The 26,744-nt window shown below is 64.7% G+C and carries 24 protein-coding genes and 1 pseudogene; 6 read left to right on the forward strand and 19 right to left on the reverse strand.

All coding sequences use genetic code 11. The features are described from left to right. Positions 1 to 49: 49 nt before the first annotated feature. From QRN59_RS01980 to QRN59_RS02005, 6 genes are all read right to left on the reverse strand, one after another. The gene (locus QRN59_RS01980; RefSeq protein ID WP_284980840.1) at positions 50 to 799 is read right to left on the reverse strand and encodes a sugar phosphate isomerase/epimerase family protein; all 750 of its coding nucleotides are present in this window, start codon (positions 797 to 799) and stop codon (positions 50 to 52) included. Between the two features lie 41 nt (positions 800 to 840). Continuing rightward, positions 841 to 1,734, reverse strand: coding sequence for a carbohydrate ABC transporter permease (locus QRN59_RS01985; protein WP_284980841.1), 894 nt, complete (start codon positions 1,732 to 1,734; stop codon positions 841 to 843). Next, on the reverse strand, positions 1,734 to 2,714 hold the full coding sequence (locus QRN59_RS01990) for a carbohydrate ABC transporter permease (protein ID WP_284980842.1): 981 nt from the start codon (positions 2,712 to 2,714) through the stop codon (positions 1,734 to 1,736). The genes QRN59_RS01985 and QRN59_RS01990 overlap by 1 nt, the downstream gene beginning before the upstream one ends. 13 nt (positions 2,715 to 2,727) lie before the next feature. Beyond that, positions 2,728 to 4,047, reverse strand: a complete 1,320-nt coding sequence (locus QRN59_RS01995) for an ABC transporter substrate-binding protein (RefSeq protein WP_284980843.1) — start codon at positions 4,045 to 4,047, stop codon at positions 2,728 to 2,730. Between the two features lie 129 nt (positions 4,048 to 4,176). Beyond that, positions 4,177 to 4,977, reverse strand: coding sequence for a hypothetical protein (locus QRN59_RS02000; protein WP_284980844.1), 801 nt, complete (start codon positions 4,975 to 4,977; stop codon positions 4,177 to 4,179). Next, positions 4,974 to 6,071 carry a Gfo/Idh/MocA family protein gene (locus QRN59_RS02005; RefSeq protein WP_284980845.1) on the reverse strand — a complete coding sequence of 366 codons (1,098 nt, stop codon included), beginning with the start codon at positions 6,069 to 6,071 and terminating at the stop codon, positions 4,974 to 4,976. Before QRN59_RS02005 ends, QRN59_RS02000 begins: the two co-directional genes overlap by 4 nt. Before the next feature lie 177 nt (positions 6,072 to 6,248). Between QRN59_RS02005 and QRN59_RS02010 the strand changes: the two genes are divergently transcribed. Next, positions 6,249 to 7,469, forward strand: a complete 1,221-nt coding sequence (locus QRN59_RS02010) for an ROK family transcriptional regulator (protein ID WP_284980846.1) — start codon at positions 6,249 to 6,251, stop codon at positions 7,467 to 7,469. Between the two features lie 83 nt (positions 7,470 to 7,552). Beyond that, positions 7,553 to 8,749, forward strand: a complete 1,197-nt coding sequence (locus QRN59_RS02015; protein ID WP_284980847.1) for an MFS transporter — start codon at positions 7,553 to 7,555, stop codon at positions 8,747 to 8,749. Positions 8,750 to 8,916: 167 nt separating this feature from the next. On the opposite strand, the gene aceB is transcribed toward QRN59_RS02015, so the two are convergent. Both aceB and aceA read right to left on the reverse strand, forming a co-directional pair. Further along, positions 8,917 to 10,569 (reverse strand): malate synthase A, encoded by a 1,653-nt coding sequence (gene aceB / locus QRN59_RS02020; RefSeq protein WP_284980848.1) that lies wholly within the window; start codon positions 10,567 to 10,569, stop codon positions 8,917 to 8,919. Positions 10,570 to 10,995: 426 nt separating this feature from the next. Then, a complete protein-coding gene (aceA, locus tag QRN59_RS02025) occupies positions 10,996 to 12,324 on the reverse strand; it encodes an isocitrate lyase (RefSeq protein ID WP_284980849.1) in 1,329 nt (442 codons plus the stop codon). A 155-nt stretch (positions 12,325 to 12,479) separates the two neighbouring features. Between aceA and QRN59_RS02030 the strand changes: the two genes are divergently transcribed. Continuing rightward, positions 12,480 to 13,991 (forward strand): XRE family transcriptional regulator, encoded by a 1,512-nt coding sequence (locus tag QRN59_RS02030; protein WP_284980850.1) that lies wholly within the window; start codon positions 12,480 to 12,482, stop codon positions 13,989 to 13,991. Positions 13,992 to 14,134: 143 nt separating this feature from the next. Here the strand turns inward: QRN59_RS02030 and QRN59_RS02035 are convergent, their stop codons facing one another. The 3 genes from QRN59_RS02035 to QRN59_RS02045 are packed head-to-tail and all read right to left on the reverse strand — an operon-like array spanning position 14,135 to position 15,718. After that, positions 14,135 to 14,728, reverse strand: coding sequence for a dihydrofolate reductase family protein (locus tag QRN59_RS02035; RefSeq protein WP_284980851.1), 594 nt, complete (start codon positions 14,726 to 14,728; stop codon positions 14,135 to 14,137). Positions 14,729 to 14,787: 59 nt separating this feature from the next. After that, complete coding sequence (locus QRN59_RS02040) at positions 14,788 to 15,321, reverse strand: DUF6036 family nucleotidyltransferase (protein ID WP_284980852.1); 534 nt, start codon at positions 15,319 to 15,321, stop codon at positions 14,788 to 14,790. Positions 15,322 to 15,352: 31 nt separating this feature from the next. Then, on the reverse strand, positions 15,353 to 15,718 hold the full coding sequence (locus QRN59_RS02045) for an iron chaperone (protein WP_284980853.1): 366 nt from the start codon (positions 15,716 to 15,718) through the stop codon (positions 15,353 to 15,355). Positions 15,719 to 16,047: 329 nt separating this feature from the next. Here QRN59_RS02045 and QRN59_RS02050 point away from each other — a divergent pair, with 329 nt between their 5' ends. From QRN59_RS02050 to QRN59_RS02060, 3 genes are all read left to right on the forward strand, one after another. Next, complete coding sequence (locus QRN59_RS02050) at positions 16,048 to 16,749, forward strand: queuosine precursor transporter (protein ID WP_284980854.1); 702 nt, start codon at positions 16,048 to 16,050, stop codon at positions 16,747 to 16,749. A gap of 148 nt (positions 16,750 to 16,897) precedes the next feature. Then, entirely contained in the window at positions 16,898 to 17,584 is a 687-nt protein-coding gene (locus QRN59_RS02055; RefSeq protein ID WP_284980855.1) for an ABC transporter ATP-binding protein, read from the forward strand. A gap of 2 nt (positions 17,585 to 17,586) precedes the next feature. Beyond that, the gene (locus QRN59_RS02060) at positions 17,587 to 19,125 is read left to right on the forward strand and encodes a DUF6297 family protein (RefSeq protein ID WP_284980948.1); all 1,539 of its coding nucleotides are present in this window, start codon (positions 17,587 to 17,589) and stop codon (positions 19,123 to 19,125) included. A 117-nt stretch (positions 19,126 to 19,242) separates the two neighbouring features. Here QRN59_RS02060 and QRN59_RS02065 read toward each other — a convergent pair. The 8 genes and pseudogenes from QRN59_RS02065 to QRN59_RS02100 form a co-directional block, all read right to left on the reverse strand. Then, positions 19,243 to 20,171 (reverse strand): annotated as a pseudogene (locus tag QRN59_RS02065) (type IV toxin-antitoxin system AbiEi family antitoxin domain-containing protein). Between the two features lie 160 nt (positions 20,172 to 20,331). Beyond that, a complete protein-coding gene (tgt, locus tag QRN59_RS02070; RefSeq protein WP_502871012.1) occupies positions 20,332 to 21,579 on the reverse strand; it encodes a tRNA guanosine(34) transglycosylase Tgt in 1,248 nt (415 codons plus the stop codon). A gap of 129 nt (positions 21,580 to 21,708) precedes the next feature. Next, positions 21,709 to 22,434, reverse strand: a complete 726-nt coding sequence (locus tag QRN59_RS02075; RefSeq protein WP_284980856.1) for an SRPBCC family protein — start codon at positions 22,432 to 22,434, stop codon at positions 21,709 to 21,711. A 61-nt stretch (positions 22,435 to 22,495) separates the two neighbouring features. After that, positions 22,496 to 23,557: a DUF6707 family protein gene (locus QRN59_RS02080; protein WP_284980857.1), complete on the reverse strand. Its 1,062-nt coding sequence runs from the start codon at positions 23,555 to 23,557 to the stop codon at positions 22,496 to 22,498. Positions 23,558 to 23,645: 88 nt separating this feature from the next. Further along, a complete protein-coding gene (locus QRN59_RS02085) occupies positions 23,646 to 24,185 on the reverse strand; it encodes an NUDIX hydrolase family protein (protein ID WP_059388553.1) in 540 nt (179 codons plus the stop codon). 43 nt (positions 24,186 to 24,228) lie between these two features. Further along, positions 24,229 to 24,894: an RraA family protein gene (locus tag QRN59_RS02090; RefSeq protein WP_284980858.1), complete on the reverse strand. Its 666-nt coding sequence runs from the start codon at positions 24,892 to 24,894 to the stop codon at positions 24,229 to 24,231. After that, positions 24,891 to 25,331: a RidA family protein gene (locus QRN59_RS02095; RefSeq protein WP_284980859.1), complete on the reverse strand. Its 441-nt coding sequence runs from the start codon at positions 25,329 to 25,331 to the stop codon at positions 24,891 to 24,893. The genes QRN59_RS02090 and QRN59_RS02095 overlap by 4 nt, the downstream gene beginning before the upstream one ends. Then, positions 25,328 to 26,686: an MFS transporter gene (locus QRN59_RS02100; protein ID WP_284980860.1), complete on the reverse strand. Its 1,359-nt coding sequence runs from the start codon at positions 26,684 to 26,686 to the stop codon at positions 25,328 to 25,330. Before QRN59_RS02100 ends, QRN59_RS02095 begins: the two co-directional genes overlap by 4 nt. Between the last annotated feature and the right edge of the window lie 58 nt (positions 26,687 to 26,744).

Below are 26,744 nucleotides of genomic sequence, written 5' to 3' on the forward strand. Positions count from 1 at the left end.
CCGACCGGACCCCGGCGGGTGGACGGGGTGGTCTGGTGCGTAGCGGCGCTCATGCGTTCACGTCCTGTGCTGCGTTGTTCTGAAGGAAGGCGAGGCTTTCGGCGATGCCTTCGAAGATGTCTCCGGCGTAGTCGTCGAACTCCACGACACCTACTTCGAGGGACTTGGCGGCAGCAACGACGTCGAGCACCGGGATGGTGCCTTGGCCGGCGGGCTGCTGGGCTTTGGTGTCAGTGGTGCCGGGGCCGTCCTTGATGTGGATGAACTTCACGCGGTCGCCGAGGCGGGCGAGCAGTTCCACTGGATTCTGGCCACCGACGGCGGCCCAGTAGGTGTCCACTTCCAGGACCAGTTCCGGGTCAAGGAGGCCTTCGAAGTATTCCAGGGCTGTCTGGCCTTCGATGCTGGACTCGAGTTCCCAGGCGTGGTTGTGGTAGCCGACGCGGATGCCGTATTCGGCACCCTTCTTGGCTGCGGCGTTGAGCTTTGCCGCCGTGGCCTGGATGTCCTCGGCGTTCTGCCAGTGCTCGGCAGGCAGGTACGGGTCGATGACAGTGCTGATGCCCAGTTCCTTCGCGGCCGCGAAGATCTCGTCCTGGTCCTGGCTCAGCAGCGGCGCGTGACCCGACGGAGCAGTCAGGCCGTTCTCCTTCAAGGCAGCGCCCAGCTCCTTCGCCGTGGCCACGAAATTGTAGGGTTCAACCTGCGTGAAACCGATCTCGGCAACCTTCTTGATGGTGCCCGGCAGGTCTTCCTGCATGGCATTGCGCAGGGTGTACAGCTGGATGGAGTAAGACATGGTTTTCCTTTGCGTTTGTCAGTTGCGTGAAAAAAGTTCGATTAGCGGCCGGCGAGGGATCCGCCGATGCCGCCGACGCTGAAGTACTTGTTCAGCGTGGCGAAAACGATGATGGGCGGGAGCATCATCACGACGGCAAGTGCCATGACGCCGGACCAGTCGGTCATGTTTTGCTGGAAGAAGGACTGCACGCCTACCGGCAGGGTGAAGATCTCGTTGGAGCGCAGGAACACGATCGCGACGAGGTAGTCGTTCCAGGCCAGGAGGAAGGCGAAGATCGCCGTGGACAGGATGCCCGGCAGGGAATTGCGCAGCACCACCTTCGTGAACGAACCGAAGACCGAGCAGCCGTCGATCCAGGAGGCTTCCTCGAGACTGACCGGGATGGAGTCGAAGTATGCCGCCATCATCCACGTGGCCACTGTCATTGTCGAGCCGACGTAAATGATGATCAGGCCGAGCAGGTTATCCACAAGTCCCATCCCCGCGAAGAGGATGAACAGCGGCACTACGGACGTGATGATCGGCAGGGACTGCATGACGAACAGCAGCAGGGAGTAGCCGGAGACGGCTTTTGAGCGGCCGCGGGAGAGGACGTAGCCGGCGGGTGCGGCGACAGCGACCGAGACGATCACCGTGGAAAGAGTGGTGACGAGGCTGTTGGTCAGCCAAGTGCTTGCGAGGGTCTTGGAGAAGACACCGGTGATGTTTTCCAAGGTCAGGCCGGTGGCGGTGCTGTTCGGGCCTGGAGTGAGAGCCAGGACCACGGTGACCATGATCGGGACGAGGACGATCGCGGTGATGGCCAGGATCAGGACGAACCGCCACCAGCGTCCTCGCATGCCTGCTTCGGAGAGGACGCGGCGCGCCTTTTCGGGTCTCGCGACGCCGAGTGCGGGTCCGGATTCGGGGTGGGCGTGGAGTACTGCGCTCATTATTCGACGCTCGACTTTCGGATCTGGCGGTACAGGAAGACCGACACGACGACGAGGGTGAGGGTCATGAGGAAGGCGATGGCGACGCCGGGTCCGGTCTGGAAGTCCTGGAAGACGCTGCGGTAGGCCAGGACCACGAGGGAGGTGGTGGCGTCGACGGGGCCGCCGCCGGTGAGCAGGTAGATGGTGGGGAAGTCGTTGACGCAGAAGATCGTCATCAGGATCCAGCTGATGTAGGTGGAGCGGGCGATCATCGGCAAAGTGATCTGGGTGAACTGCTGCCACTTGCTGGCGCCGTCCATGCTGGCCGCTTCGTAGACGGTGGTGTCCACGGAAGCCAGTGCGGCGGAGATCATCATCATCATGAAGGGAAAGCTGACCCAGACCTTGAAGACCATGACCATGACGGCGGCGAGGTGCGGGTCGGCCAGGAACAGCGGGGTGCCCAAACCAAGGTTGCGGAAGATGGAAGGGATGAGGCTGTCCGGCGTGGCGACGAGCCAGTTCCAGGCGGTGGAGGACACCACGATCGGCACCACCCAGGGCAGCAGGAGCAGGACCTTGAAAGTGCCCCCGGCCGGAATCCTGGTGCGCAGGAGCAGAGCCAGGCCCAAGCCCACCAGCCAGGAACCGAAGACACCGACGATGGTGAACCACAGCGTGAACTGGGCGGCCTTCCAGAAAGCGGGCGAGGACAGGACGGTGGCGAAGTTGTCGACGCCGACGAAGTTGCCGGTGTCGATGAGGGAACCGTCGTGGGTCGCCTGGACGCCGGCGTAGATCAGCGGGTAGCCGTTGATCAGGATGAGCAGGACGATGGAGGGCAGCAGGAGCCAGAAAAAAGTCCGGCGGGTCTGGCCCGAAAGTTTGCTCTTGCGGTTCAATTCACCGGTGCGGTGATGGGACCCGCCGCCGGGCCCGCCGGGAGCGAGCCCCCGACGGGCCCGGGCCAGGCCGGACTGTGCGGTGGTTGATGACATGGCAGGGGCCGCTTTACTTCTTGATCACGGATTCGAGGCCGGTCTTGAAGGCCGTGAGTGCCGTCTTGGCGTCGGTCTTTCCGGTAAGGATGGTCTGGGTGAACTGGTTGAGTGCCTGGCCGCCGTCCAGGACAGCGAGGTTGGCGTTGAGCGAGGTGCCTTGCGCGGCGAAGGTCTTCGCGATCGGCTGGTATTCCTTGACGATCTTGACGTTGTTGGGATCGCCGGCAAACTCGGGAAGTTCGGTGATGGACTTGAAGACCGGCAGTCCGTTCATCAGCTTCTGCCGCCACAGCTCCTTCAGTTGGCCCATGTAGTAGGTCAGGAAGGCCTCGGAAGACTCCTGGGAGGGAGTGTTCTTGTACATCATGATGTTGTTCGGGAACACCAGTGCGGCTTTGTCGCCGTGCGGACCTGCCATCGGGCTCGCCACTAGGAGGTCTCCGGAGGTGTCGCCCACGCGCTGCGGCAGGCCCAGCACATACATGCCGAAGGCCGCCTTCTTGTTCTTCCACTGCGCGTCGAGGTTGTCCGTGGTGTAGCTGACCGCCGCGGGGTCGACGACGCCGTTGGAGACCAGCTCGAGCAGGAACTCAATGGCTTCGACGTTGCGCTCGTTCATGACGTCCAGCTGGCCGTCCTTGGTGAAGACGCCACCGCCATTGTTGATCATCATCATGATCATCAAGTGGTTGCCGATGTTGTTGCCCGCGCCCGAACCCGTAGCGAAGCCAACCGCACCGATGGACTTGAGCTTCTTGCCTGCCTCGAGCAGGCTGGGCCAGTCGGTCGGAACTGCCACGCCGGCCTGGTCGAAGAGGGACTTGCGGTACCACAACGGGCGCATGTCCAGCTGCCACGGAACGGAGACGTAGCCCTTGTCCGTCTTGAAAGGCTCCAGCACTCCCGGCAGGAAGTCGTCGAACTGGCCGTTCTTCTTCAGCGCGTCGATGACCTTGTCCGCGTAAGCGATCTGGCCCTGCTGCTCGAACTGGAAGGCCTGGAAACCGCCACCGGTCGATACCGCAGGCCCGGTCTTGGACGCGATGGCCGAGGAGAAGGTCTGGTAGAAGTTGTTCCACTGGATGATCTGGTAGCTGGCCTTGCCGTCGCTGCCTGTGGGTACGTAGCTCTCTGCGATCTTCTTGGCGGCGTCGTTGTAGGCCGGGGTGCCCCACGGCATGTCCCAGAACTTGATCGCGCCACCGGCGCCGGAGCTCGAGCTGGAGCCGCCTCCACAGGCTGCGAGCAGAGGGACAGCCGCTGCTGCCGCCGTGAGGCCGAGGAAACCCCTGCGGGAGAAATTACGGCTAGCTTCGGATTTAACATTCATGATGATTCCTTTCGGGACCGCTGCGTGGTCTTCGCGTTTGGTGCGGTCCGGCTCGTCTTCGAGAAGGTGAATGATTGCTTTGGTGCTCTGGTTTGCTCGATGGTTGCGTGTTTGAGGAGAATTGGAGGTTCAGGTCAGGTGCGCGATGGATTCCGTCAGCCGCGCAAAGCCAGCCAGATCGGAGGGGAGAGTGCCGGCGTCGAGGTGTTCCTTGAGCCGGCGCCAAGTGGTGCGGTGGGCGGATTCGTAAAGCGTGGGCAGGAGGATTTCTCCTTGGGGTCCAGTGGCCCGGACCTCCGCCGGCCAGGCGGCAAGCGGCTCCGGAACCGTGATGCTGACACCGCCGTCGTCGGTATAGAGGCGGAAGTCGACGCCGGCGGGCCGGGAGTTGCTCAGCACGCCCTGGAGCGAAACCGGAGCTCCGTTGGCCAGCCGCCCGGAAACCGTGTAGCCGTGTGTGCCGCGGCGGAGGACGCGAACCGCGTCCAGCCCACCGGTGACGCGCACGACGGCGGCGAGATGCTCGGTGAGCAGCCGCTCCGGATCCGAGCCCGCCGCGGCCGTTGCGACCGAGTCCAGCATGGCGGCCCGGCCGGCCACCAAGCGGGCGGCGTCTTCGGCTCCTGCGAGACCGGGGTTCGATGCCCAGCGCTGGTCCAGGACAACCGCGACGCCGGACACTTCAGCGGCGTCGAGCAGGGCGGCGGTGCTTTCCGGGACAGGATTGACGACGACGATGCCCGACGCCCCGCCGTCGATCGCCTTGATGGCCTCCGTGGTCCAGCGAGGAGCGCCCTCGATGGCGGAGATCCGCGCGGCCTCCCCGGTTGCTACCGGGCCGAAGCTCGCCGGAAGCGAAGCGACCGCGAGTGCCACCGCGCCGCTCTCTTCGGCCCGCGGGGTGGAAGTGACCGTGTACTGGGTGCTCATGAGCGGGCTCCTGCATGGCTGTTCGCGTGTTCCGCGGCCGCAACATCCACTGTGGCGTCGGCAATGGCTATCGCGAAGGTGAGGTCATTGATGAGGCTTTCGGCCGACGGCGGTTGCTTGGTTCTGAGGGCCAGTTGGGCGAGTTCGCGCCATTCGCCCTCGTAGCCGTTGTGCTCGTACGGCCCGTAGGTGGTGCTGGTGGTGCCGCGGGTGATGGTTGCGACGGCGGACCCAGCCTGCACATAGGAAGGGGTGAAGTCCACGCGAAGCGCTGCGTCGTCCGAGATCGCTTCGAAAACCCATTCCGGCTTCCACGTCTTGTTCATGGCTGCCCGGAGCTCGATGATCCGGTTTCCGGAACGAAGGGAAATCACGTAACCGAAGGGGCGCACGTGGCGTGCCTGCAGCACCTCGAGGTCTTCGAAATCCGGGGTGAAGCGGCGGACGAGGGGAAGGTCGTGGATGGCGAGTCCCATGATGCCGCCTCGGAGGGCGTTTTTGATGACCTCGACGTCGCTGTAGTCAGGGGTGCCGCCTGCGGGCCGGGTGATGATTTCGGTGGCGAAGTCTTCGAAGCGGGCATTGGGCGGGAGGACGATGGAAGAGCGGATGGTGTGGACGTTCTCGGAGAGATCGCCCCAGTTGGCTTCGGCTGCGAGCCAGCCTGGATCGAAGGTGTGCATGGCGCCCACGATGATCGGCACGCTGGTTTCCTCGCTGACCGCCGAAATCCGGGCCGCTTCTTCGCCGCTCATGGCGAAGGGCTTTTCGCAGAGGACGGCCTTCTTTCCCGCACGGCACGCGGCGATGACTTGGTCCGCGTGGAATTGGTGCGGGCTGCAGATGGCCACGATGTCGACGTCGGGATCGCCCAGGAGCGCATCCATGCTCGTGCTGTAGTTGGCGCCGACGCGGGCTGCGACCGATTCGGCAACCGCGGAGTCGACGTCCATGATGTGGCGGACTTCCAGGATGTTCCGGAGCCGGGCGAGGGAAGGAAGATGGATTGCTTGGGTGACCGGGCCGGCGCCAAGGATGCCGACGCCGAGGGGCCGTGGTGATCCTAAGGGTGTTGCCTGTGGGTGGCTGGACAAGATCAGTTACCTCTTCGTAAACGGAGTCTCTGGAGTTTCAGCGCGGCTTCGTGGGCTGCGTGACCCTTCTCACAAACAACCTACGACGACTTTTGTCGATGAGCAAGCAAAAGTTGAAAATCAATCGACAATCTTTTGCTGCGTGACACGCATAAGCAATCGTGCTATCACTGATGCATGACCTCAGCACCCGGAAAAGAGCCCGGCAAGGACGGTTCCGTACAGGACGCCGGAAGCCTTTCGCGTGCGGGAGATCTGTTCCAGCTTCTTCGCGACGGCCAGGCACGAACCCGGGCCGAACTCGCCCTCACCACCGGACTGGCCCGCTCCACGGTCGCGTCGCGCATCGACGCCCTCATAAACTCCGGACTCGTGGGCCCTGCCGGTGAGGCGAGTTCCAGTGGCGGCAGGCCGCCGTCGCGCTTTGCCTTCAATCCTGCGGCCCGTGTTGTCTTGGCGGTCGACGTCGGAGCGACGCACGTGATCGTCGCGGTCACCGATCTCGGTGGAACAGTCCTGGCCGAGCGCCGCCTCGCGCAGGAAGTCGCTGACGGTCCCGATGTGGTGCTCGGCAGGGTGGTCGCGGCAGGGCGGGAACTGCTCGCCGAATCCGGCCGCAACCTCGAGGACCTTGCCGGGATCGGCATCGGACTGCCCGGCCCGGTGGAACACGATACGGGCCGGCCGGTCAAGCCTCCCATCATGCCCGGCTGGGACGGATTCGACGTGGTCCGTTACATGCAGCGCTCGCTGCCGGTTCCGGTCCTGGTGGACAACGACGTCAACATCATGGCCCTGGGCGAACGCACGGCGTTTTGGCCGGATCACGACAATTTGCTCTTCATCAAAATCGCCACGGGCATCGGCGCCGGCATCATCAGTAGCGGCGAGCTCCAGCGCGGCGCCAACGGCACTGCCGGGGACCTCGGCCATGTCCGGGTTCCCCGCGGCGACGACGTCCTCTGCCGTTGCGGGAACTACGGCTGCCTTGAAGCACTCGCCTCCGGGCCCGCCATCGCGCGCCAACTGCACGCCCAAGGACTCGCGGCGACCAACGGCGGCGAAGTGTTGCGACTCGTAGCCGAGGGAAACCTGCAGGCCATCCAAGCGCTGCGGCAGGCGGGGCGCGACGTCGGCGATGTCCTGGCAACTGTTGTCAATCTGCTTAACCCCTCCATGATCGTCATCGGCGGCAGTGTGGGGGAGGCCGGCGAGCACCTCGTGGCCGGCATCCGCGAAGTTGTCTACCGGCGCTCCCTTCCATTGGCCACCTCGCATCTGCGCATCGGCATCTCGATGGCTGGCGACCAGGCCGCGATCCTCGGTGCGAGCCAGATGGTCACCCAGCACGTTTTGTCTCCGGCCGTGATCGAAGCCACGCTCCAAGCAACCGGCTGACGAGGGTCTTATGGCGTTCCGCCGCGGCACGCCGTGATAGCAATGAAGGTGATGCCTACTTTCCCCGCCCTTCACTGCGCTCCATGACCGGCCAATTCCTCGCCAAGGTCCCACGCGGCTGGCTGATCCTCGCGTGCATCGGCCTCATCGCCCTCAACATGCGGGGACCCTTCGTCGCGGAGGCGCCGGTGGTGGATTCCCTGAAACGGGATCTAGGATTCTCGCCCGTGGAACTCGGGCTGCTGACGGGCATTCCCGTGCTCTGCTTCTCGCTCGCCGCGCCGCTGGCTTCGATGGCCGGACGCAGGTTCGGCGCCGAGTTCGCGGTGATGCTCACGCTGGTGGGTGTGCTGGCCGGCGTCGTGATCCGCTCCAGCGGCGGTGGTGTTCCGGTCATGGTGGGCACCGTCCTCATCGGCCTCGCCATCACTATCGGCAACATCGCAGTGCCACTCATCATCCGCCGGGACTTCGTGCCGCGACGCCAGGCAACCGCGATGGGTGTGTACACGGCGGCGCTGAACATCGGGTCCTTCCTGACCTCGGTGGCCACCGCCCCGCTCACCGAACTCGTGGGCTGGCGGCTTGCCCTCGCGGCAAGTGCCCTCCTGGCGCTGGCCGCCATCTTGTTCTGGATCCCCACCGTCGGTGCCCGCAGCGCGTTCGTTCCGGCACCCGTTCCGGCCGCCGAAGGGTCGCGGTCCGGCAACGCCTCCGATGTTGGCTGGCTGACCGTTGGCCTGACGCTCGGCTTCGCCGGCCAGGCATTTTCGTACTACGGCGTGACCGCGTGGCTTCCGAGCTTCCTGGCCGACGAGCTGGGCATGGGCACCGCACAAGCCGGCGCGGGATCGTCGCTCTTCCAGATTTTCGCGATTGTGGGCGGGCTCGGTGTACCGCTGCTCGCCCGTTTCGCGAGTACGACGGCGGTGGCGGCCACCTTGGGTGCCTTGTGGCTCACCGTGCCCCTGGGCTTGTTGCTGGCCCCGGGCTGGTGGTGGCTGTGGTCGTCCCTGGGCGGAGTCGCGCAGGGTGGCGGCATCACGGTCATCTTCATCGCCATCATCAAGTTCGCCCGCGACCAAGCCTCGGCAGGCAAGATGTCCGCCGTCGTGCAAGGGGTCGGTTATTGCTTCGCGGCCCTGGCTCCCACCATCATCGGTTACGTGCACGGTATCTCCGGCAGTTGGACCGTGCCGCTCCTGGTGATCCTTGGCTCGGTCGCCGCGTTCTGCGTCTGCACCACCCTCTCAGTGCGCTGGGTGGCCCGGCAACGCTAGGTCTCCTTAACCTCGCGCGAACTGGCAGTAGATGACCCTTCCCAAGCGTCTTGGGGTCATCTGCTGCCAGCTCGCGCGTGTTGATGGAGGGGTTCCGTCGCTGGGCTGCCTCCCCGGCCATCGGGGTCACTTGTTGCGAAGAGTGCAGGCAGCCCAGCGGCGGGGGTTTAGGCGGCGACGAGTTCTTCCTTGGTCGCTTCCTCGCGGGCTTCCGTGAGGTAGCGGGCATAGGCCGGGATGGTCAGGAAGGTGGGGAACTCCTCGGCGAGGGTGACCTCCTCGAAGATGCTGCGGGCATCGTTGAAGCGGTCGTCGTCGAAGCGTTCAAGGCGTGCGAACTCCTCGTCCAGCAAGTCGGTGACCCATTCGCGGGTGATGAGTTCTCCGGTGTCGGTGATTGCGTGGGAGTAGATCCACTGCCACAGCTGCGAACGGGAGATCTCCGCCGTTGCCGCGTCTTCCATGAGGTTGTGGATGGCCACGGCGCCGTTGCCGCGCAGCCAGGACTCGATGTAGCGGATGCCCACTTCGATGTTGTTCCGGATGCCGGTTTCGGTGATGGTGCCCTCGGTGGAGGCGATGTCGATCAGGGCACGGTCGTCGGGGGTGACGTCCTCGCGTGAGCGGTCCAGCTGGTTCGGACGGTCGCCGAGGACGCCGTCGAACACTTCGCGGCACACCGGAACCAGGTCCGGGTGTGCGACCCAGGAACCGTCGAAGCCGTCGCCGGCTTCGCGGGTCTTGTCCGCGCGGACCTTCTCGAACGCTGCCGTGTTGGCGGCTTCGTCCTTGCGGTTGGGAACGGCGGCGGCCATGCCGCCGATCGCCATGGCGCCGCGGCGGTGGCAGGCCCGGACCAGTTGCTCGGTGTAGGAGCGCATGAACGGCTGGGTCATGGACACCTGGGCGCGGTCCGGCAACACGAAGCGGGGGCCCCGGGTGCGGAAGTTCTTGATCACGGAGAAGATGTAGTCCCAGCGGCCGGCGTTCAGGCCCGAAGCGTGATCGCGCAGCTCGAAGAGGATCTCCTCCATCTCGAATGCCGCGGTGATGGTCTCGATCAGCACCGTGGCACGGATGGTGCCCTGCGGGATGCCGAGCAGGTCCTGGGCCAGGACGAAGATGTCGTTCCAGAGGCGCGCTTCGAGGCGGTTCTCGATCTTGGGCAGGTAGAAGTACGGGCCCTTGCCCTGTGCGAGCAGGCGGCGGGCGTTGTGGAAGAAGAACAAACCGAAGTCCACCACGCCGCCGGCAACGGGCTTCCCGTCGATGAGCATGTGCTTCTCCGGCAGGTGCCAGCCGCGGGGCCGCACCACGATGGTCGGCAGATCCTCGGCGGCACGGAGCTTGTACTCCTTGCCCTCGGGAGACGTGAAGTCGATCCGGCGTTCCAGGGCATCGGTGAGGTTCAGCTGGCCCTGGATGACGTTGCGCCACGTGGGGGTGGAGGAGTCTTCCATGTCGGCCAGCCACACCTTGGCGCCGGAGTTCAGCGCGTTGATGGTCATCTTCCGGTCAACAGGCCCGGTGATCTCCACGCGGCGGTCTTCCAGGCCCGGGGCCGGGGGAGCGACTCGCCAGTTCGGATCGTTGCGGATTTCCGCGGTCTCCGGGAGGAACCGCGGATCCTGGCCGCTCGCGATCTGCCCGCGGCGGGTGTGCCGCGCCTGCATCAGCTCCTGGCGGCGCTCCGCCGTCGCGCGGTGCAGCGTTGCCACGAACTCCAAGGCATCCGGAGTAAGAACCTCGTTCTGCCGGTGGATGGGCTGGGCGGTCAGCGTGATGCCGTTGATCGTGTAATTGTCGGTGAAACTGTTCATTTCAATCTCTCCTCAGAGAAGCAAATGTTCGACGGCGGGTGCTGGGTTCGGTGCGTGGCTTTGGCTGGGTGCCTGCGGTGGTTGCGTCCGGCCCTTCGGACCGGCACCGCTCTGCCTGCTATTCCCCACGTCCCGGTTTCGACCTCGCTGAGCGAGGACGGACCGGGACGCAGGGCCCCTTTTACGCAGGCTGCCGCGATACCGGCTCCTCCGGCCTGGTGCGCGAGTCGCCGAGCGCAGAACGGCCGGGAAAGGTGATCCGGAAGCGTGCGTAAAAGGGGCCCTGTCCCCGTCCTCGGCCGAGCTTTGCGAGGCCATAGGACGGGGATGGGGAATAGCACGCGGAGGATTGCCTTTGCCGGCCCCAACCGCTGGCTGCGCGGGTGCCGGTCCGCAGGTGACCAGCTCGCCGTCGAACGGGAAGTTTTAGTGGAACTGGCCTTCTTCGGTGGATCCCACCAGGGCCAGGGTGGATGCGTTCGGGTTGAGCGCAGTTGCGATGTCGTCGAAGTAGCCGGTGCCGACTTCGCGCTGGTGCTTGGTTGCGGTGTAGCCGCGGGACTCGGAGGCGAATTCCTTTTCCTGGAGTTCGACGTAGGCGCTCATGCCCTCGCGGGCGTAGCCGTGGGCGAGGTCGAACATCGAGTAGTTCAGGGCATGGAAGCCGGCCAGGGTGATGAACTGGAAGGTGAAGCCCATGGCGCCGAGCTCACGCTGGAACTTCGCGATGGTGGCGTCGTCCAGGTGCTTGCGCCAGTTGAAGGACGGCGAGCAGTTGTAGGAGAGCATCTGGTCCGGAAATTCGGACTTGACGGACTCGGCGAACTTGCGGGCGAGCTCGAGGTCCGGGGTGCCCGTTTCCATCCAGATGAGGTCGGAGTACGGAGCGTAGGCCTTGGCACGTGCGATGCAGGGTTCGATGCCGTTGCGGACCTTGTAGAAGCCCTCCGCCGTGCGTTCACCGGTGATGAATTCCTGGTCGCGCTCGTCGACGTCGGAGGTGATCAGGGTGGCTGCCTCGGCGTCGGTGCGGGCGATGATCACCGAAGGGGTGCCCGCGACGTCGGCCGCGAGGCGGGCGGCGTTCAAGGTCCGGACGTGCTGCTGGGTGGGGATGAGCACCTTGCCGCCGAGGTGGCCGCACTTCTTTTCCGAGGCGAGCTGGTCTTCCCAGTGCACGCCTGCTGCGCCTGCCTGGATCATGGATTTCATGAGTTCGTAGGCGTTCAGGGGTCCGCCGAAGCCGGCTTCGGCGTCGGCGACGATCGGGACCAGCCAGTCCTCAACGGTCTGGATGCCCTCGGAGAACTCGATCTGGTCGGCCCGGAGCAGGGCGTTGTTGATGCGGCGGACCACCGTGGGGACCGAGTTGGCCGGGTAGAGCGACTGGTCCGGGTAGGTGTGGCCGGAGTTGTTGGCGTCGGCGGCGACCTGCCAGCCGGACAGGTAGATGGCCCGCAGCCCCGCCTTGACCTGCTGCACGGCCTGGTTGCCGGTCAGCGCACCGAGGGCGTTGGTGTACTTGCCTTCCTTGTGTTCCTCGCTGAGCTGCTTCCACAGCTTCTCGGAGCCGCGCTTGGCCAGGGTGTGTTCTTCGGAGACGCGGCCGCGGAGGCGGACGACGTCGGTGGCCGAGTAATCGCGGGTGACGCCTTCCCAACGCGGGTTGGCAGCCCATTCGAGCTCCAGTGCGGCGGCCTGCTCGGTTGCTGTCTGCTGAGCGGCGGGCTGTCCTGGTTCAAATGCTGCGGTCATGGTCTGTCTCCTTTGACGCTACTTTGGCGTGTTGCTGTGTATGTAGCCCCGGCCGATCTTCGCTGCGCCTTTGCAGTCCAGGCCGGCCGGGGTTTCCGTAGTTCTTACTTTTCAGTACTTCCAAGGGACTTTCTAGGGGAAAACCATAGAAAGAAATGCACTTCTTCGCGTATCCTCAAGAAATGTCACCTGTGAGCTGGAACCGCGAAGTACCGCCGCCGTCGTCCTCTGCCTCTGACGCCGAACTGGACGTCATCAGCCTGGGCCGCCGCGTGCGGTACCTGCGCAAGCAGGCCGGGCTGACCCTCGACGACGTGAGCGCCGCCGTCGGGACTGCCCCTAGCCAGCTGAGCCTCATTGAGAACGGCAAGCGGGAACCCAAGCTGGGTTTGTTGAAGCAACTCGCGGCCGCCTTGAATGTGGGCATCGACCAGCTGCTCGGAGCGGAACCGCCCAGCCGCCGCGCCGCCCTGGAAATCGAGCTGGAACGGTACCAGCGCGGGCCCCTCTATGAGTCCCTGAACTTGCCGAAAATCCGCGTCAGCGCGCGGCTGCCGCTCGATGTGCTGGAGTCTCAAATAGGTCTCCTGCAGGAGCTTGAGCGCAGGCTCAACGAGCAGGTCGCGACGCCGGAAGAAGCCCGGCGCGCGAACGGTGAACTTCGTGCCATGATGCGCGAGCGCGGCAACTATTTTCCGGAGTACGAGGCCGAAGCGCAGAAGGTCCTCAAAGGCGTTGGATACACGACCGGTCCCTTGAGCCAGCACGTCATTGCGGACATCGCGGACCACCTCGGATTCACGCTTCACCACGTGGGCGACCTGCCCCATTCCACCCGTTCAGTGACCGATCTAAAGAATCACCGAATTTATCTCACGCAGAGCCAGCGGCAGGACCACGATCCCCGTTCGGTCCTCCTGCAGGCCCTGGGCCACTACGTCCTTGGCCACGAAACGCCCAAGAACTACGGCGACTTCCTGGCGCAGCGCGTCGCAACGAACTACTTCGCCGCGGCGCTCCTCCTGCCCGAACACGCCACCCTTGAATTCCTGCAGAAGGCGAAAGCCGCCAAGGAGATCGCCGTCGAGGATATCCGGGACGCCTTCGCCGTCTCCTACGAAACCGCGGCGCACCGCTTCACCAACCTCGCCACGAAGCACCTGGGCATCACCACCCACTTCCAGAAGACCCACCAGAGCGGCATCATCTACAAGGCCTACGAGAACGACGGCGTCGCCTTCCCCCAGGACCATACCGGCGCCATCGAGGGCCAGCCGGCGTGCAAAGCGTGGACTTCGCGTGCCGTGTTCGACGTTCCGGACAAGTTCAGCGCCTACAGCCAATACACCGACACCGTCTCCGGCACCTATTGGTGCACGGCCCGAACCGAGCGCTCGGCTGCGGGGGAATTTTCGCTGAGCATCGGCGTGCCGTACCAGCACGTGAAGTGGTTCCGTGGGAGGGAGACGACGGCGCGGGCTACCTCGACGTGTCCGGACCCGAACTGCTGCAAGCGGCCGCCGGCGTCGTTGGCTTCATCCTGGGCAGGCAACGCCTGGCCGTCCGCCCGCGCCCACTCGCACCTGCTGGCCGCCATGCCGCCGGGTGCGTTCCCCGGCGTCGACGAGACCGAGGTGTACGCGTTCCTGGAGGCGCACTCGGGGTAGTTTTTGTGCAGGGGCTTGGGTGGACGCGTCACGCCACGCACCTTTTTGGGGGCCCGCGGGTTGGACCACCCCGGCATTCCGCGGCTTGGCCCATGACGCGGACCCAAAAACCCGTCCGGCGTGACGCCGACGCCGCCAAGGGGCTACGAGTTGAGGACCGGATAGCTCAAGTGAGTGACGCCCACGCCCTCGACGACGGTCGGGTTGCCCAAAGTGACCGGCGCGTTCTCGATGCGATCGAAAAGCCGGATACCGGATCCGAGCAGCAGCGGAACCAGGTCGACGCGGATCTCGTCGAGTAGACCGGCGTCGAGGCACTGCCGAATGGTGTCCGGCCCGTGCATGCCGACGATCTTGTCGCCAGCCGCCGCCTTTGCCTGCCCGACAGCGCTTTCCAGCCCGTCGGTGACGAAATGCACCGCGGAATCGGAGCGGGGCCACCCCTCGGGCATCTGATGAGTCACGACGTACGCGGGCACGCCGAACGGGTGCTGGCCGCCCCAAGCGTCGGCGCGGTCGGAGGTGCGTCGCCCGGTAAGCATTGCGCCCACCTCGCCCATCAAGGCCCGTAGGTGTTCGGCACTCGCTTCGGAGACATGGAACGTAAAGGCCGGGTTGAACGTGGGGACGTCGACGTCTCCTGCGAAGTACCAGTCGAAGACCTCGTCGACGCCGTCCTCGAGATCCGCCACGTATCCGTCGAGGGACATCGACATGAACGCCACTACCTTGGTCATTACCTTGCTCCTTCAGATTCGGACGGGGTTTTGGCGGGGGCCGGCTGGCGGGGTGCAGGTCAAACGGACATGGCCCAAGACAAAGCCGCATCGCGGCGAGGCTCGGATGGGTCTATCAGCCTGATTCTGTCTACGAGCCGGGCGCGGTCGATGAGGGATGACTCGACGAGTGCCAGAACGAACGCATGGTCCTTGGGGCGTGCCGCAATGAGCTTCGCCGCGCAGAGATCGTAGGGATCCAGGCAAAGTCCGGTGCTGTTCCGGGTCCGCTCATTGCGCACACCGACAAGGCGGTACTCCCAATCCGCCGGGAGCACCGCAGTCTCCCTTTCGGCCGCCTGGACGTAGAAGCCGAACTCCTTGTGGAAAGGCGACCACTCACCAAGCGCCGAATCGATGCTGTCCGCAAGCGTGCCGGCGTCGTCGTCGGAAAACGGGGCTATGTCGACCGCGTCGGACATGGTCATTGCCGCAGGTAGCTGGTCCTCCGTGAACGATCCCAGAATTGACTGGCTGCCGATCACGATCACCCGGTCGCCGTGGATGATGTCCGTAGCGGCCCGGATGGCGTGCTCAAGCTCATCGCGGCGCATGGCTGTACCGTACCCCCGCGCAGGCCGATTGTCAGTAGCCACCCCGCTGCCGCTCACGCCCAGCCAGCAGCGTCGCCACTTTTTCGATGAGCTCATAAGGCATCGGCTTCCCCAGAGGGAACTTCAACGTGCCCTTCGCCGCCCGGAAAGGAGCGATTTCCCGCTCGAAGTCCCCGTCGCCGTCGGGCACTGGATAGACGGAAATATGGTGCTTCCAGGCCGCGAAATACACCACGTAGTGGCCGTCGAGGGTGATCGTGGGGATTCCGTAACTGATCCTGTCCTCGGCACCGGGCACCGTCGCCAGGGTCCGCCGTCGGATCTCCTGGAGGATGGTTCGCACCTCGTGAGGGCGCGACGCGATGTATTCGTCCACCGTGTCAAAATGTTCCACCATGCGCTTCCCCCGTTCCGTCCCGTGCCCTGCTGTTCAGCCGGTCTTGGACCAAGCTTGCCTTAGCGCTCGCAGCCCTGCCAGAGGCGCCGTGCAGGCTCGGCGCGACTCCGACGCTCGCTCACTTGTATGGTGTTTTGGCGGGACGCTCGCTCACTTGATGTGATGGAGTGTTCTGGGCGGTGGCGAGTTTTCCGGACAATTATCGATTCCTCGATGCGAGAATGGGGGAGGCTCCGCGGTTTTGCAAGCGGGTCCTCCACAAGTGCTAATACAGCGGGGCGCCGTGCTAACTCCGGCCGCCTGCGCGAACCACTACGAACGGACAAGCGATGACGTCAGCATCAGAATCCCAGACCCTGAATAAACCCGCACCGCGCTTCGCGTCAATAGGCTCCCCATACTTTGGCATCATGCTGGCATGCATGGCCGTCGTGCTGATCCTGTCCAACATCGGCGCTGCCAAAGGGGTCGTCTTCGGTCCGATCATCACTGATGGCGGATTCTTCCTCTTCCCGCTTGCCTACATTCTTGGCGATGTGATGAGCGAGATCTATGGATTCAAGGTTGCCCGCAAAGCAATCATCACTTCGTTCGCACTGTCAGCATTCGCATCGCTCTGCTACTGGATCATCATCGCGCTGCCCGGCTTCAATGACGATTACGGCAACGCCAAGCAGGCTGCCATCGAAGGCGCACTGGGCCCGGTTCCTCAGATCGTCCTGGCTTCGCTTCTCGCGTTCCTGGCCGGTCAGACCATCAACTCCCTGATCCTGGTCAAGATGAAAGCCCGTTCGGGTGAGAGAACCCTCTGGGCTCGGCTCATGGGTTCATCCGGGGTGGGGGAATTCGTGGACACGCTCATCTTCTGCAGCATCGCGGCCTCGGTCATCGGCATTACGGACTCCGGAAGCTTCGTCAATTACGTGCTGGTTGGCTTTGTGTACAAGGTCGGTGTCCAATACATCCTTGTGCCGGTGACGTCCTTGGTCATTGGCTGGATCAAGAAGCGCGAGCCCAGCTACTGGGTGTGAGCGAGCGTTGGGCCGGGACGCGATGTATGTGAGCGGGCGTTGGCCCGGGACACGATGTATGTGAGCGAGCGTTGGCCCGGAACGCCGTATATGTGAGCGGGCATTGTCGGCTCAGGGGAACCGCAGGGAAGTCCGGTAGTTTCAGAGGATGAAGCTGGGAAACGCCGTGCTCACGGCCGAGAATCTTGTTGCAGGCTATGGCGACCATGCAGTGTGTGGGCCCCTCGACGTCGAGGTTTTCTCCGGGCAGGTACTCGGGATGGTGGGCGAAAACGGTGCCGGCAAGTCCACTTTGCTGCGCACCATGATTGGCGCGCAGGCCGCCATCGAGGGCGATGCCCATGTTCTTGGCTTGATGCCGGACGACCGCTCGGCCCTCTTCCGCAGCAAGGTCTCGGTGCTGCTGGATGAGGATGCCTACTTCGATTCGCTCACGGTGCGTGAGCACCTTTCCTTGGTGGCCCGTGGGCATGGCCTCGCCAACCCCGATGCGGCCGTGGAGGGAGAGATCGACTTCTTCGAGCTTCAAACGGCGGCGGATGCGTTTCCCGATCAGCTTTCCTCCGGGCAGCGCCGCAAGCTCCTCCTGGCCTCGGCGTTCATCCGGCCCTTCGATCTGCTGGTCCTGGACGAACCCGAGCAGCGGCTCGATACCCGCATGCGAGGCCTGCTCGCGCAGCGGATCGCCCGGACCGCCAAGAAGAGTGCCGCCGTCGTCATGGTCACGCACGATGCGGACGTCGCCCAAGCGGCGTGTACCCGGGCGGTAATAGTCGACGACGGCGGTGCGCGCGTGGTTAGCACCGACGAGGCCGTGGCGAGGATTCGCCGGTGAGCATGTCCACTGCTGCCGTAGCGCATCCGGAGTTCGTGGACTTCGACCCCGAGCGTGCCACACGCAGGGTCATTCGCCCGCGCGGCCAGTCCTTGCTCTCCAGGCTCAACGAGCTGTACATCCAGTTCCTGACGTTCGGCGTCGGCCTGATCTACGCGACAGGCCTCCTCAACGGCCTCACTGCCGCAGCAGAGCACGGCTTCGGCGGCCACCTGATTTCGGCCAGCTACGGTGTCGTCCCTGTTGAATATGGTCTAGTGGCCGGGTTCGGGCTCTTGGGTCTGGCGGCCTTTTGGGTGTCGGCCAGGCTCGGGCCGCTGGCTATCACGGCGAATCAGCGGCACTGGTGGTACTCGCTTGCTATCAACCGCGAACCCCTTCTAGCCCGGGGCCTGCGACGGGCAGTCTGGGCTTCCGCCGTCGTCGGGGCCCTCACCACGATTCCAGTAGCAGTCATCAGCGGCTCGGACGCGGTGGTCTTCGCCGGGCGGGTCCTGGCCGGAGCACTGACCGGCGCGGCTATTCTCGCGCTGGCCGCGTTCGCCCAGACGCGGATGGCAGCATCTGCCCGGCCCCAGAGGCCGGCCCTGCGTCCGGCTCGACAGCAAGGCCGGGCAACCTCGTGGCTCCTGGCGACTGCTTCGGGGGCACTCGGCGCGATGCTGTTCGGGACGCTGCAGGGCAACTGGATCTTCGCCGTCGCCCCTGCTGGCGCCTTGATTGCCGCGGCGCTCGGCATGCGAAACAAGCTCTCCAGCGTCCGCACGACATCGCTGCTCAAGGCAGGATCCGCGAGGGGACATGTCCAGGCTGCGCTGACACTCATGGACACCGGAGAGCTCAGCGCCTCGCTTTCCAGCGGCGGCAAGCGGAGCCGGGTGAAGCTCCCGGGCACGCCCCGCACCGCAGCGGGCGCACTCTTCCATGCGGAGGCAACCGTGCTCGCCCGACAACCCGGCCGGCTGTGGCGCTGGGGCCTGGGTCTCGCTGTCGTCCCCTTGACCGGGCTGGTCCGGACGTTCGATTCACCGATCATCCTGCTTCCCGTACTGCTGGCCGCTGCGATCTTCTCTTCCACAGCGGCGGCCGGTCCCCTTTGGCAGTTGCGCATGGCCCCCAGCCTCGATGCCCTTCTCCCGATTTCCAGGACGGCCTCGCGCTGGGTCCACGTCGCGCTGCCGGTCATGCTGATGGGGTTGTGGACGACGGCGGCTGCCGGATTCTTCGTGCTGGCTGGCGGCTTCCGGGTGGAGCTCCTCGTCCTGGGCGCGGCGGCGGGCGGCGGTTTGGGCGCGGGAATGCTGCGGCGAGCCTTCCGCCAGCAGGAAGACCTGACCAAGCTGGTGTACTTGATGCAGCTTGGACGGAGCGGACCCGCCATGCTGGGAACCCGGATCCGGGGCTACGTGCTGAGCCTCTTCGCCTTGGTGCCCCTGGCTTTGGGCATGCTGTTCAACGCCCCCGAACTGCTGGTGGTACCCGCCGTCGTGCTCAATGTGGTGCTCCTGGTGATCGGCGTGACGATGGCGGACCGCCCCTGAGGTCTCCCGGATCGCGAGCTCGCCGGAACGGTGCCGGCTCGCCGGAGCCTTTCGGCGACCGGGGCGCGTTCCGGCGATCTCGACGGCGGGCGCGGCTTGGCGGCCGACGGCGGCAGGCTAACGACGGAGGGCGTTCAGTATCCGGCTCTTGAATTCCTGCTCGCGAAAGAGGTGCTTCCACTCCACGCGGACGAAGCGCCAACCGTCCTCGCTAAGGGCCTTCTCCCGGCGCCGCTCCTGGAAAATCACCTCGGCTGTTGGCTTGAAATCGAAGTACTTGATCTCGCCATCGAATTCCAAAGCGACCTTTGCCTGCCGCCAGGCAAAGTCGAGCCGATGCCGACCTGCCCGGCTCTGCACCTCAACCTGCGGTTCAGGCATCGGCAACTTCAGCCGCGAGATGAGTTCTCGGCACAAGGTTTCGCCGGCCGACTCGGATCGTGCATCAGCGTTGACGAGGGCCTTTCGAAGGTTCCTGACACCGCGTCGGCCATCCAACGCGTCGGCCATGGCCTGCAAAACCGCACGATCAGCGCCAAGCCTGAGTCCGTGGTCCATGAGCACCAGCGCCTGCTTGTAGCTGAGTAGCATGGCGCAATCCACCACTGTCCGCTCCAAGGACGTGACCCGCAAGTTCCCGATTGTCACAACGTCCCTCTCATCGAAAGGCCTGGTGTGACCGCGGACTCCTTGCCAAGGCGCTCGCTGGACGGCCGGACCCGCAGCAGTATGTGGATGACGTCGTCGACATTCCAGAGGAAGAGGCGGTGCAGCCGCGCCGCCGAGGTGTGGCTGTATACGAAGTCTCCCGCCGACGTCGTGAGCGTTCCATGCGCATGCGCGTAGATTCGTTGGGTGCTTCGGAGCCAAGCGGATTGCTTCTCCCAGAGCGCGGCCCGGATATAGCAGCCGTACCGTAGCCGGACAAGCTTGCCGCGACGCACCAAGAGCTGGATTGCACGGGAATTGAGCCCGTGCGCGTGGAGTTGATCGGTGCGCCAAAGGTTGCCCTTTTCCGGGGGCGAAGGTGGCTGGGAACGCGTCATTGATCCAGCCTCGCTGGAGGCCGTGGCCCGCGGAAGCCACCTGCTCGCCTATGTGGAAAACGTGGGGTCGCTGGAACGGTGCCGGTTCGCCCGAAGACTCCGGCGAACCGGCACCGTTCCGGCGAGCTCGGCGAGCTCGGCGGGCCCGGCGGACGGGAAGCTACGAGTAGTACTGCCCCAAGGTCTCGGCCTTGAACTCGAAGAAGTCCCCGGATTCGATGGCCAAGCGGGCGTCGTCCACCATCTTCACCACGAAGCGTTCGTTGTGGATGGAGATGAGCGTGGCCGAGACCATCTCATGGGCCTTGTACAGGTGGTGGATGTACGCGCGCGAATAGTTGGCGCAGGTGTAGCAATCGCAACCATCCTGCAAGGGTCCGAAATCCGATTTGTAGCGTGCCCCGGACAGGTTGTACCGACCGGACGGAGTGTAAAAGGCCGAGTTGCGGGCCACACGGGTGGGGGAGACGCAATCGAAGGTGTCGGCGCCGTTTTCGATGGCCGTGAAGATGTCGTCCGGCTCGGAGATGCCCAGGAGGTGGCGGGGTTTGTTCTCGGGAAGTTCCTCGTTGCACCAACGCACAATGGTGCCGAGGTTCTCCTTCTCCAGGGCGCCGCCGATGCCGAAACCATCGAAGGGCATCCCGCCCAGGTCCCGGCAGGCCTTGCGGCGTAGGTCCTCGTACTGCGCCCCCTGGATGACGCCGAACAAGGCTTGATAGGGCTTGCCCACCCGGGAAGCCGTCAGGCGCTCATGCTCCACCACGCAGCGCTCGGCCCAGCGACGCGTGCGCTCCAGTGATTCCTCTTGGTAGCCGCGGGAGTTCTGCAGGGTGGTCAGCTCGTCGAAGGCGAACATGATGTCGGCGCCGATCTGGTGCTGCACCCGCATGGAGATCTCCGGCGAGAAACGGTGCCGGTCCCCGTTCAAATGCGACTTGAACCAGACGCCGTCTTCGTCCACGTGCGCCAGCCGCTCCTTGCCTGGGGCCACGGCGTCGTCAGGCCCTGAAGTGTCCACGGATGTCATGTCGATGACCTTTTTGAACCCCGAACCGAGGCTCATCACTTGGAATCCGCCTGAGTCCGTGAACGTCGGCCCGTCCCAGTTCATGAACGCCCCGAGCCCTCCGGCCGCGTCCAGGATCTCCGGTCCCGGCTGCAGATACAGGTGGTAGGCGTTGGCCAGCAGAGCCTGCGCGCCGAGCTCCTTCATGGATTCGGGCAGCACGGCTTTGACCGTCGCTTTGGTCCCGACGGCGATGAATGCCGGCGTCTGGATCTCCCCGTGGGGCGTGGTGATGGTTCCGGTGCGGCCCAGGAACTCGCCTCCGCCGCCGTGACGGCTGCCGCCGTCGGCGTTCAAAAGGCCCGACGACGGGCGCGTTTCGCTGAGCCTCGCACCCACCTCGAAGGAAAACGCGGACTGCTGGGCAGCCGCGAGTGCGGAAGGATCGGACTCGGAGCTAGACCCGGAACGAGGCAGGGAAGAATCGGCTGGCACCGTTACAGTCTGCCAGCCCCTGAGCGTGAATCGTCAGTGCGAATGCACCTCTGTGGGGTAGTTCTCAGCCTTCCAGCCGTCCCAGCGGGAGCGGATCGAGTCGAGGCTGGCGGCACCCAGGTCGTAGGTCGAAGCGATCACGATAGTGCCGCCGTCGGGCCTCTTCTCCGGAATCACCGGCTGGTCAGCCACAATCAGCAGCCCGTCACCGTGTTCCGCGTAACTATGCACGGTGAGGCCCACTTGGTGGTTGCTGCGGAACCAGACCTTGCCGGAGAGGGCCTCGCCCGTGGGGAGCGTGAGCGAGTATTCCTCCCCAGGAGCCGGGACGTCGGCCAAGCCGAGTTTCTGGATCCCTGAGCCGCTACCGCCGGGCAGGGAGACAAAATGCGTGCGCCGGTGCCCGTGCGGATGCCGTTCCAGGGCGAACCGGAGTTGGTGCAGGAAGGTCAGCCAGCCTTGGGTGATGTCCTCGTCCCACGCGGCCCATTCGGAATCGTGGTCCAAGGCAGCCCTCGTCACGCGGACCTCGGTGCCTCCGCTGACCGGGGTGAGTTCGAAGACGTCCCCGCCGTTTACCGTGAGGCTTGTGTGGTCGGGACCCTCGACCACGGCGGTACTGAAGTAGATTTGGTTGATTTCGTCGCCAAGCTCATCGGCCTCCCAGCCGTGCCATTGAGCCACGAGCGACGGTTCGCGCAGCGAAGTCCAAACTTGCTGCGCGTCGGCATTAACAACAACGCTCAGATTGTTCGTCATGGCCCGAATCTACCGCCGCTGGAGCGAACGCGACAGGTCTTGCGGAATCCTCCGATAGCGCCTAGGCCCGCACGGCCTCGAGTTCGTTCGCGATCCGGTGATCGAGTTCACCTACGCCAAGGGTGTTCGAGCCGCCGTGCGAGCGCAGGAACAGCAGGGTTTCGAGCCGGAGCAGCCGCCATTCACGCTCGGCGTCTCGGTTGCCGTTGTCGATGGAGCGGAAGATTTCCTTGTCGTACAGGTTCGGTTCATTGAGCCCGCGCTGCCGGACCTTGGCGGCGATCCGGGCCTTGAAAGGGTCTGTCTCCACAGTGTCCGGCGCTTGCAGGAGTTGATCGTAGACTTCCCCGCGTTCCGTTTGGCCGAGCTCACGGCAAATGAAGCTGGAAAGGGCCAGGGAACGCTCAACGGACATCCACCGGTCGCGGTTTCCGTCGTAGGGGAGCACGTTGAGAATATCGGCCACCGCGAGGGCGTGGTCCGGATCCCGCAGCTCGATGAAAAGATCGTGGGCCAGGTCGCTCAGATCCCGCAGGCAGCTTCCCGACTTCGTATTGATGCCCTTCACGAGGCGTTCACTCAACACCGCGACGCCGTTCCTGCCGGGGTGCGCTTCGGCAGCGGCGGCCACGACGTCCTCGGGCGAGTCTGTCGGTTCGGGGATCAGTGCGAGCTGCGCGGGATCCGGCGTCGCCGAGGGCACAAGAGGTCCGCTGACAGTCGGTGCCACCGTGGGCAAAGGAGGTACGACGACGGCGGGAACGGCTTCTGCGGGCTCGTCGCCGCCGGTGGAGCTGGCGCCGTCCGGGGTACCGCCGTCGGGCTCGCCGCCGGGAATCGGCTCCGCCGCCGGGGCTGGATCTTCCTCCGCCAGCGTGTCGACGTCGTCGGAAATGACAGCCGCTTCGCCCACCGGAACGCTGGACCCGATCGCGATCCGCACGTTCCCGCCGTCGAGCGTGGTCACCAGGATGAGTGCGGGCGCGCCAAAGTCGTCGTGTTGGAGCTCGATGTGCGTGATTTCCTCCGCGGGACCATCCCCGGGGAGGTACAGGTAGTCCCCGATTTGCAGGGCCCCAGCCTGCTTTTCACGGTATTGCTGGTCGGCTGGGCTGTGAGTCATCGGAAGTCCTTTGGTTCTCTTGGGGTCCGCCCAACAGTCTATAAAACCCCACCGAGCAAATCGGGGAGGTGGCTACTGACCGCGCTGGCTACTGGCCGACGCCGGCGAAGGCCAAAGCCTGGCGTACCAGATTGCCGCGGCCGCCGCTGAATTCCTGCTGCACGTCGTCGCTGAGGATTTCCTGCGGAGTCATCCACGTCAGCTCAAGCGCGTCCTGGCGCGGTTCGCACTCGCCTGTCACGGGGATCACGTAGACAAGGGACACGGCGTGTTGGCGGTCGTCCGTGAAGCCGGTCTGCGACGGCGCCGGGAAGTACTCGGCCACCGTGAACGGCACGGGACTGACGGGCAACTGGGGGAAGGCCAGCGGCCCGAGGTCCTTTTCCATGTGCCGCAACAGCGCGGCCCGGATGGTTTCGCGGTACAGCACGCGGCCGGACACGAAGGAGCGGACCATGGTGCCGTCGGCATCGCCCTGCAGCAGGGTTCCTACCTCGTTGACGAATCCGAGCGGATCCAGACGCACGGGAACCGCCTCCACGTAAACCATGGGGAGGCGGCCGCGGGCTTCGAAGAGGTCTTCATCGGAAAGCCAGCCGGAGTAGGGGTCAGGGGTACGAACACTCATGGTTAAGTTCTACCCCATCCGATCGCGTTCCATGCCGTACGAATCAGAGAGCCAGGATTGCGTCGAGCGAATCGCCGGAGGCGATGCGGGCCAGGATTGCCGGTTCGGCAGCATCCGAGGCTGCGGCCCGGTCCACGACGGCGCTGGCGGCTTCTGCGCTCAGCACCAGAACGCCGTTGCTGTCCGCGAGCACCAAATCACCGGGATTGACTGTGACGCCGCCGAAACTGACCGGTACGTTCACGGCAGAACCAGTGCCGTAGACGCGCTTCGTGGTGAGGGACGAGGTACCGCGGGCAAAGACGGGGAGCGCCGTCTGCCGCAGTTCCAGCAGATCGGTCGCCACACCATCCACGACGACGCCGGCGGCGCCTTGCGCTTTCGCCGCGGCGGCCGTGACGGCCCCCACCGGTGCATGGCGGTGGTCGCCGGACATGTCCACCACCAGCACGCTGCCCGGAGTCAGGGCGAGCAGCGCGCGGTTCATGGCGATGGCGTCGTTGTCGACGATCCGGACGGTGACGGCGGGGCCGGCGATCTTGACGGCGTCGAACCCGTCCTCCGTCAGCGAGGGGTCCAGCAACGATTGGATGGCCGGATCGACAAATCCGTCCTCCAGGAAGTGACCGATAGTGGGGTAGCTGACCTCGGCAAGCCGGGCCAACAGGCCTGCCGAGGACAGAAGCTCCGCCGTGGAAGCCTGGCTCATGCGAGCACCGCCACGCACTCAATCTCAAGGGAGACTCCCCAGAGGCTCACGCACACCGAAGTGCGCGCGGGCTTCGCCGAGCCGAAGTACTCCGTGTAGACGCGGTTGTACTCGTCGAGTTGGTCCTTGCTGGTCAAGTAGGTGTTGACCTTGACCACGTGTGCCAGGCTGGAACCGGCTGCTTCCAATACCGCACGCAGGTTTTCGATGGTCTGCCGGACTTGCCCTTCGAAGGTCTCCGCTTGGTCATCCAGGCCCGTGATGGCCGGGATCTGTCCGGAGGTGAAGACGAAACCGTTGGCGATGACCGCGTGGGAGAAAGGCCCGACGGCGGCCGCCTGGCCAGGGATCTGGGCGAGCCGTGTGATCCCTGTCAGCGAGGTGCTGGGCGGATTCGCGGTGATCTCGGCCGCGTTAGTCGGTAGGGAATCGCTCATTTCGCGGCCGCTTCCACTGCATCCACGGGGGCCTCGTCGACGGCGTCGATGTTGCCGTGACGGGTTTCCGTCAGGACGAACAGCGCAGCCAGGGAGATCAAGGCAGCGGCTGTGATGTACCAGGCAATGGAGGAGCTCTGGTGCGTCAGGCCCAGGAGCCAGGTGGTGATGAACGGGGTAGCGGCGCTTCCGAGGAGACCGGAGAGCATGTAGGCCACGGACAATCCCGAGTAGCGGACCTTGGAACCGAAGAGTTCGGCCAGGAACGTGGCGATAGGACCATAGTTGGCTGCGAAGGCCGTCATCATTCCGAGGTAGGCGACGAACAGCAGGGGTACGGACTTGGTGTCCATGAGCCAGAACATTGGGAAGGCGAAGAGAGCCTCCGCTGCAACGCCGGCGTAGATGATCGGCTTGCGGCCGTACTTGTCCGAGAGCTTTCCGAAGAAGGGGATGAGCACAAAGCATAGTGCGCAGGAAGCCAGGACAACCCAGAGCATGAGGCTCTCCGAGTGGCCGAGGTCCTTCTTGCCGTAGGAAACGCCGGAGGCAACCAACAGAGTGAAGGTGCTGCCGGTAGACAGGGTGGCGATGCCGCCGAGGACAACTTGCTTCCAGTACTTGGCCATGAGGGCGGCAAAGGGCATTTTTGCCTTGGCACCGGCGGTCTTGACGGCCTGGAATGACGGGGTTTCCTCGATGTGGAGGCGGATGTAGATGCCGACAGCCACCAGCAGGCAGGATGCCAGGAACGGGATGCGCCAACCCCAGCTGAGCAGCGCGTCCGAGCTGACGGTGGAAGCGACAATGAGGAACGCGACGTTGGCGATCAGGGTGCCAGCAGGAACGCCAACCTGGACGAGGGAGCCGTAGAAGCCACGGCGGGCGGAGGGAGCATGCTCAACGGTCATGAGTACCGCGCCGCCCCATTCGCCGCCCAATGCCAGGCCTTGGATGACGCGCAGCAAGAGCAGCAACAGCGGCGCCATGATGCCGATGCTGTTGTAGTCAGGCAGCAAGCCGATGGCGAAAGTTGCCGCGCCCATGGTCAGCAAGGAGATCAGGAGCATGGATTTGCGGCCGAGCCGGTCACCGAAGTGGCCAAAGATGATGGCGCCCACCATGCGGGCAATGTAGGCGGAGGCGAAAGTGCCGAAGGCCAGCATGGTGCCGACGATCGGGTCGAAGCTGGGGAAGAAGATCTTGTTGAACACCAAGGCGGAGGCTGTTCCGAACACGAACAGGTCGTACCACTCGACAGTGGTGCCGATGACGCTGGCGAGGGCAATTTTGCGCATCTTGGCCAGGTCAAGCCTGGCTGCGGACGCGGAGGCGGCATTTACCGTTTGGGCCATGAGAAGCTCCAGATGAGTGTGGGGGCGAGTGCCCGGGTGAGGATGCAGATAACTATCC

Origin of the sequence: Arthrobacter sp. efr-133-TYG-118 (genome assembly GCF_030209755.1) — a bacterium.
Classification (GTDB): Bacteria; Actinomycetota; Actinomycetes; order Actinomycetales; family Micrococcaceae; genus Arthrobacter.

Coding starts and splice junctions, on each gene's coding strand:
- QRN59_RS01980 (WP_284980840.1), bottom strand. CDS start 799: ATGTCTTACTCCATCCAGCTGTACACCCTGCGCAATGCCATGCAGGAA.
- QRN59_RS02015 (WP_284980847.1), top strand. CDS start 7,553: ATGACCGGCCAATTCCTCGCCAAGGTCCCACGCGGCTGGCTGATCCTC.
- aceB (WP_284980848.1), bottom strand. CDS start 10,569: ATGAACAGTTTCACCGACAATTACACGATCAACGGCATCACGCTGACC.
- QRN59_RS02080 (WP_284980857.1), bottom strand. CDS start 23,557: ATGACTCACAGCCCAGCCGACCAGCAATACCGTGAAAAGCAGGCTGGG.
- QRN59_RS02060 (WP_284980948.1), top strand. CDS start 17,587: ATGTCCACTGCTGCCGTAGCGCATCCGGAGTTCGTGGACTTCGACCCC.
- QRN59_RS02075 (WP_284980856.1), bottom strand. CDS start 22,434: ATGACGAACAATCTGAGCGTTGTTGTTAATGCCGACGCGCAGCAAGTT.
- QRN59_RS02030 (WP_284980850.1), top strand. CDS start 12,480: ATGCACTTCTTCGCGTATCCTCAAGAAATGTCACCTGTGAGCTGGAAC.
- QRN59_RS02035 (WP_284980851.1), bottom strand. CDS start 14,728: ATGACCAAGGTAGTGGCGTTCATGTCGATGTCCCTCGACGGATACGTG.
- QRN59_RS01985 (WP_284980841.1), bottom strand. CDS start 1,734: ATGAGCGCAGTACTCCACGCCCACCCCGAATCCGGACCCGCACTCGGC.
- QRN59_RS01990 (WP_284980842.1), bottom strand. CDS start 2,714: ATGTCATCAACCACCGCACAGTCCGGCCTGGCCCGGGCCCGTCGGGGG.
- QRN59_RS02095 (WP_284980859.1), bottom strand. CDS start 25,331: ATGAGCGATTCCCTACCGACTAACGCGGCCGAGATCACCGCGAATCCG.
- QRN59_RS02090 (WP_284980858.1), bottom strand. CDS start 24,894: ATGAGCCAGGCTTCCACGGCGGAGCTTCTGTCCTCGGCAGGCCTGTTG.
- QRN59_RS02100 (WP_284980860.1), bottom strand. CDS start 26,686: ATGGCCCAAACGGTAAATGCCGCCTCCGCGTCCGCAGCCAGGCTTGAC.
- QRN59_RS02010 (WP_284980846.1), top strand. CDS start 6,249: ATGACCTCAGCACCCGGAAAAGAGCCCGGCAAGGACGGTTCCGTACAG.
- QRN59_RS02045 (WP_284980853.1), bottom strand. CDS start 15,718: ATGGTGGAACATTTTGACACGGTGGACGAATACATCGCGTCGCGCCCT.
- QRN59_RS01995 (WP_284980843.1), bottom strand. CDS start 4,047: ATGAATGTTAAATCCGAAGCTAGCCGTAATTTCTCCCGCAGGGGTTTC.
- QRN59_RS02040 (WP_284980852.1), bottom strand. CDS start 15,321: ATGCGCCGCGATGAGCTTGAGCACGCCATCCGGGCCGCTACGGACATC.
- QRN59_RS02085 (WP_059388553.1), bottom strand. CDS start 24,185: ATGAGTGTTCGTACCCCTGACCCCTACTCCGGCTGGCTTTCCGATGAA.
- aceA (WP_284980849.1), bottom strand. CDS start 12,324: ATGACCGCAGCATTTGAACCAGGACAGCCCGCCGCTCAGCAGACAGCA.
- QRN59_RS02050 (WP_284980854.1), top strand. CDS start 16,048: ATGACGTCAGCATCAGAATCCCAGACCCTGAATAAACCCGCACCGCGC.
- QRN59_RS02055 (WP_284980855.1), top strand. CDS start 16,898: ATGAAGCTGGGAAACGCCGTGCTCACGGCCGAGAATCTTGTTGCAGGC.
- QRN59_RS02000 (WP_284980844.1), bottom strand. CDS start 4,977: ATGAGCACCCAGTACACGGTCACTTCCACCCCGCGGGCCGAAGAGAGC.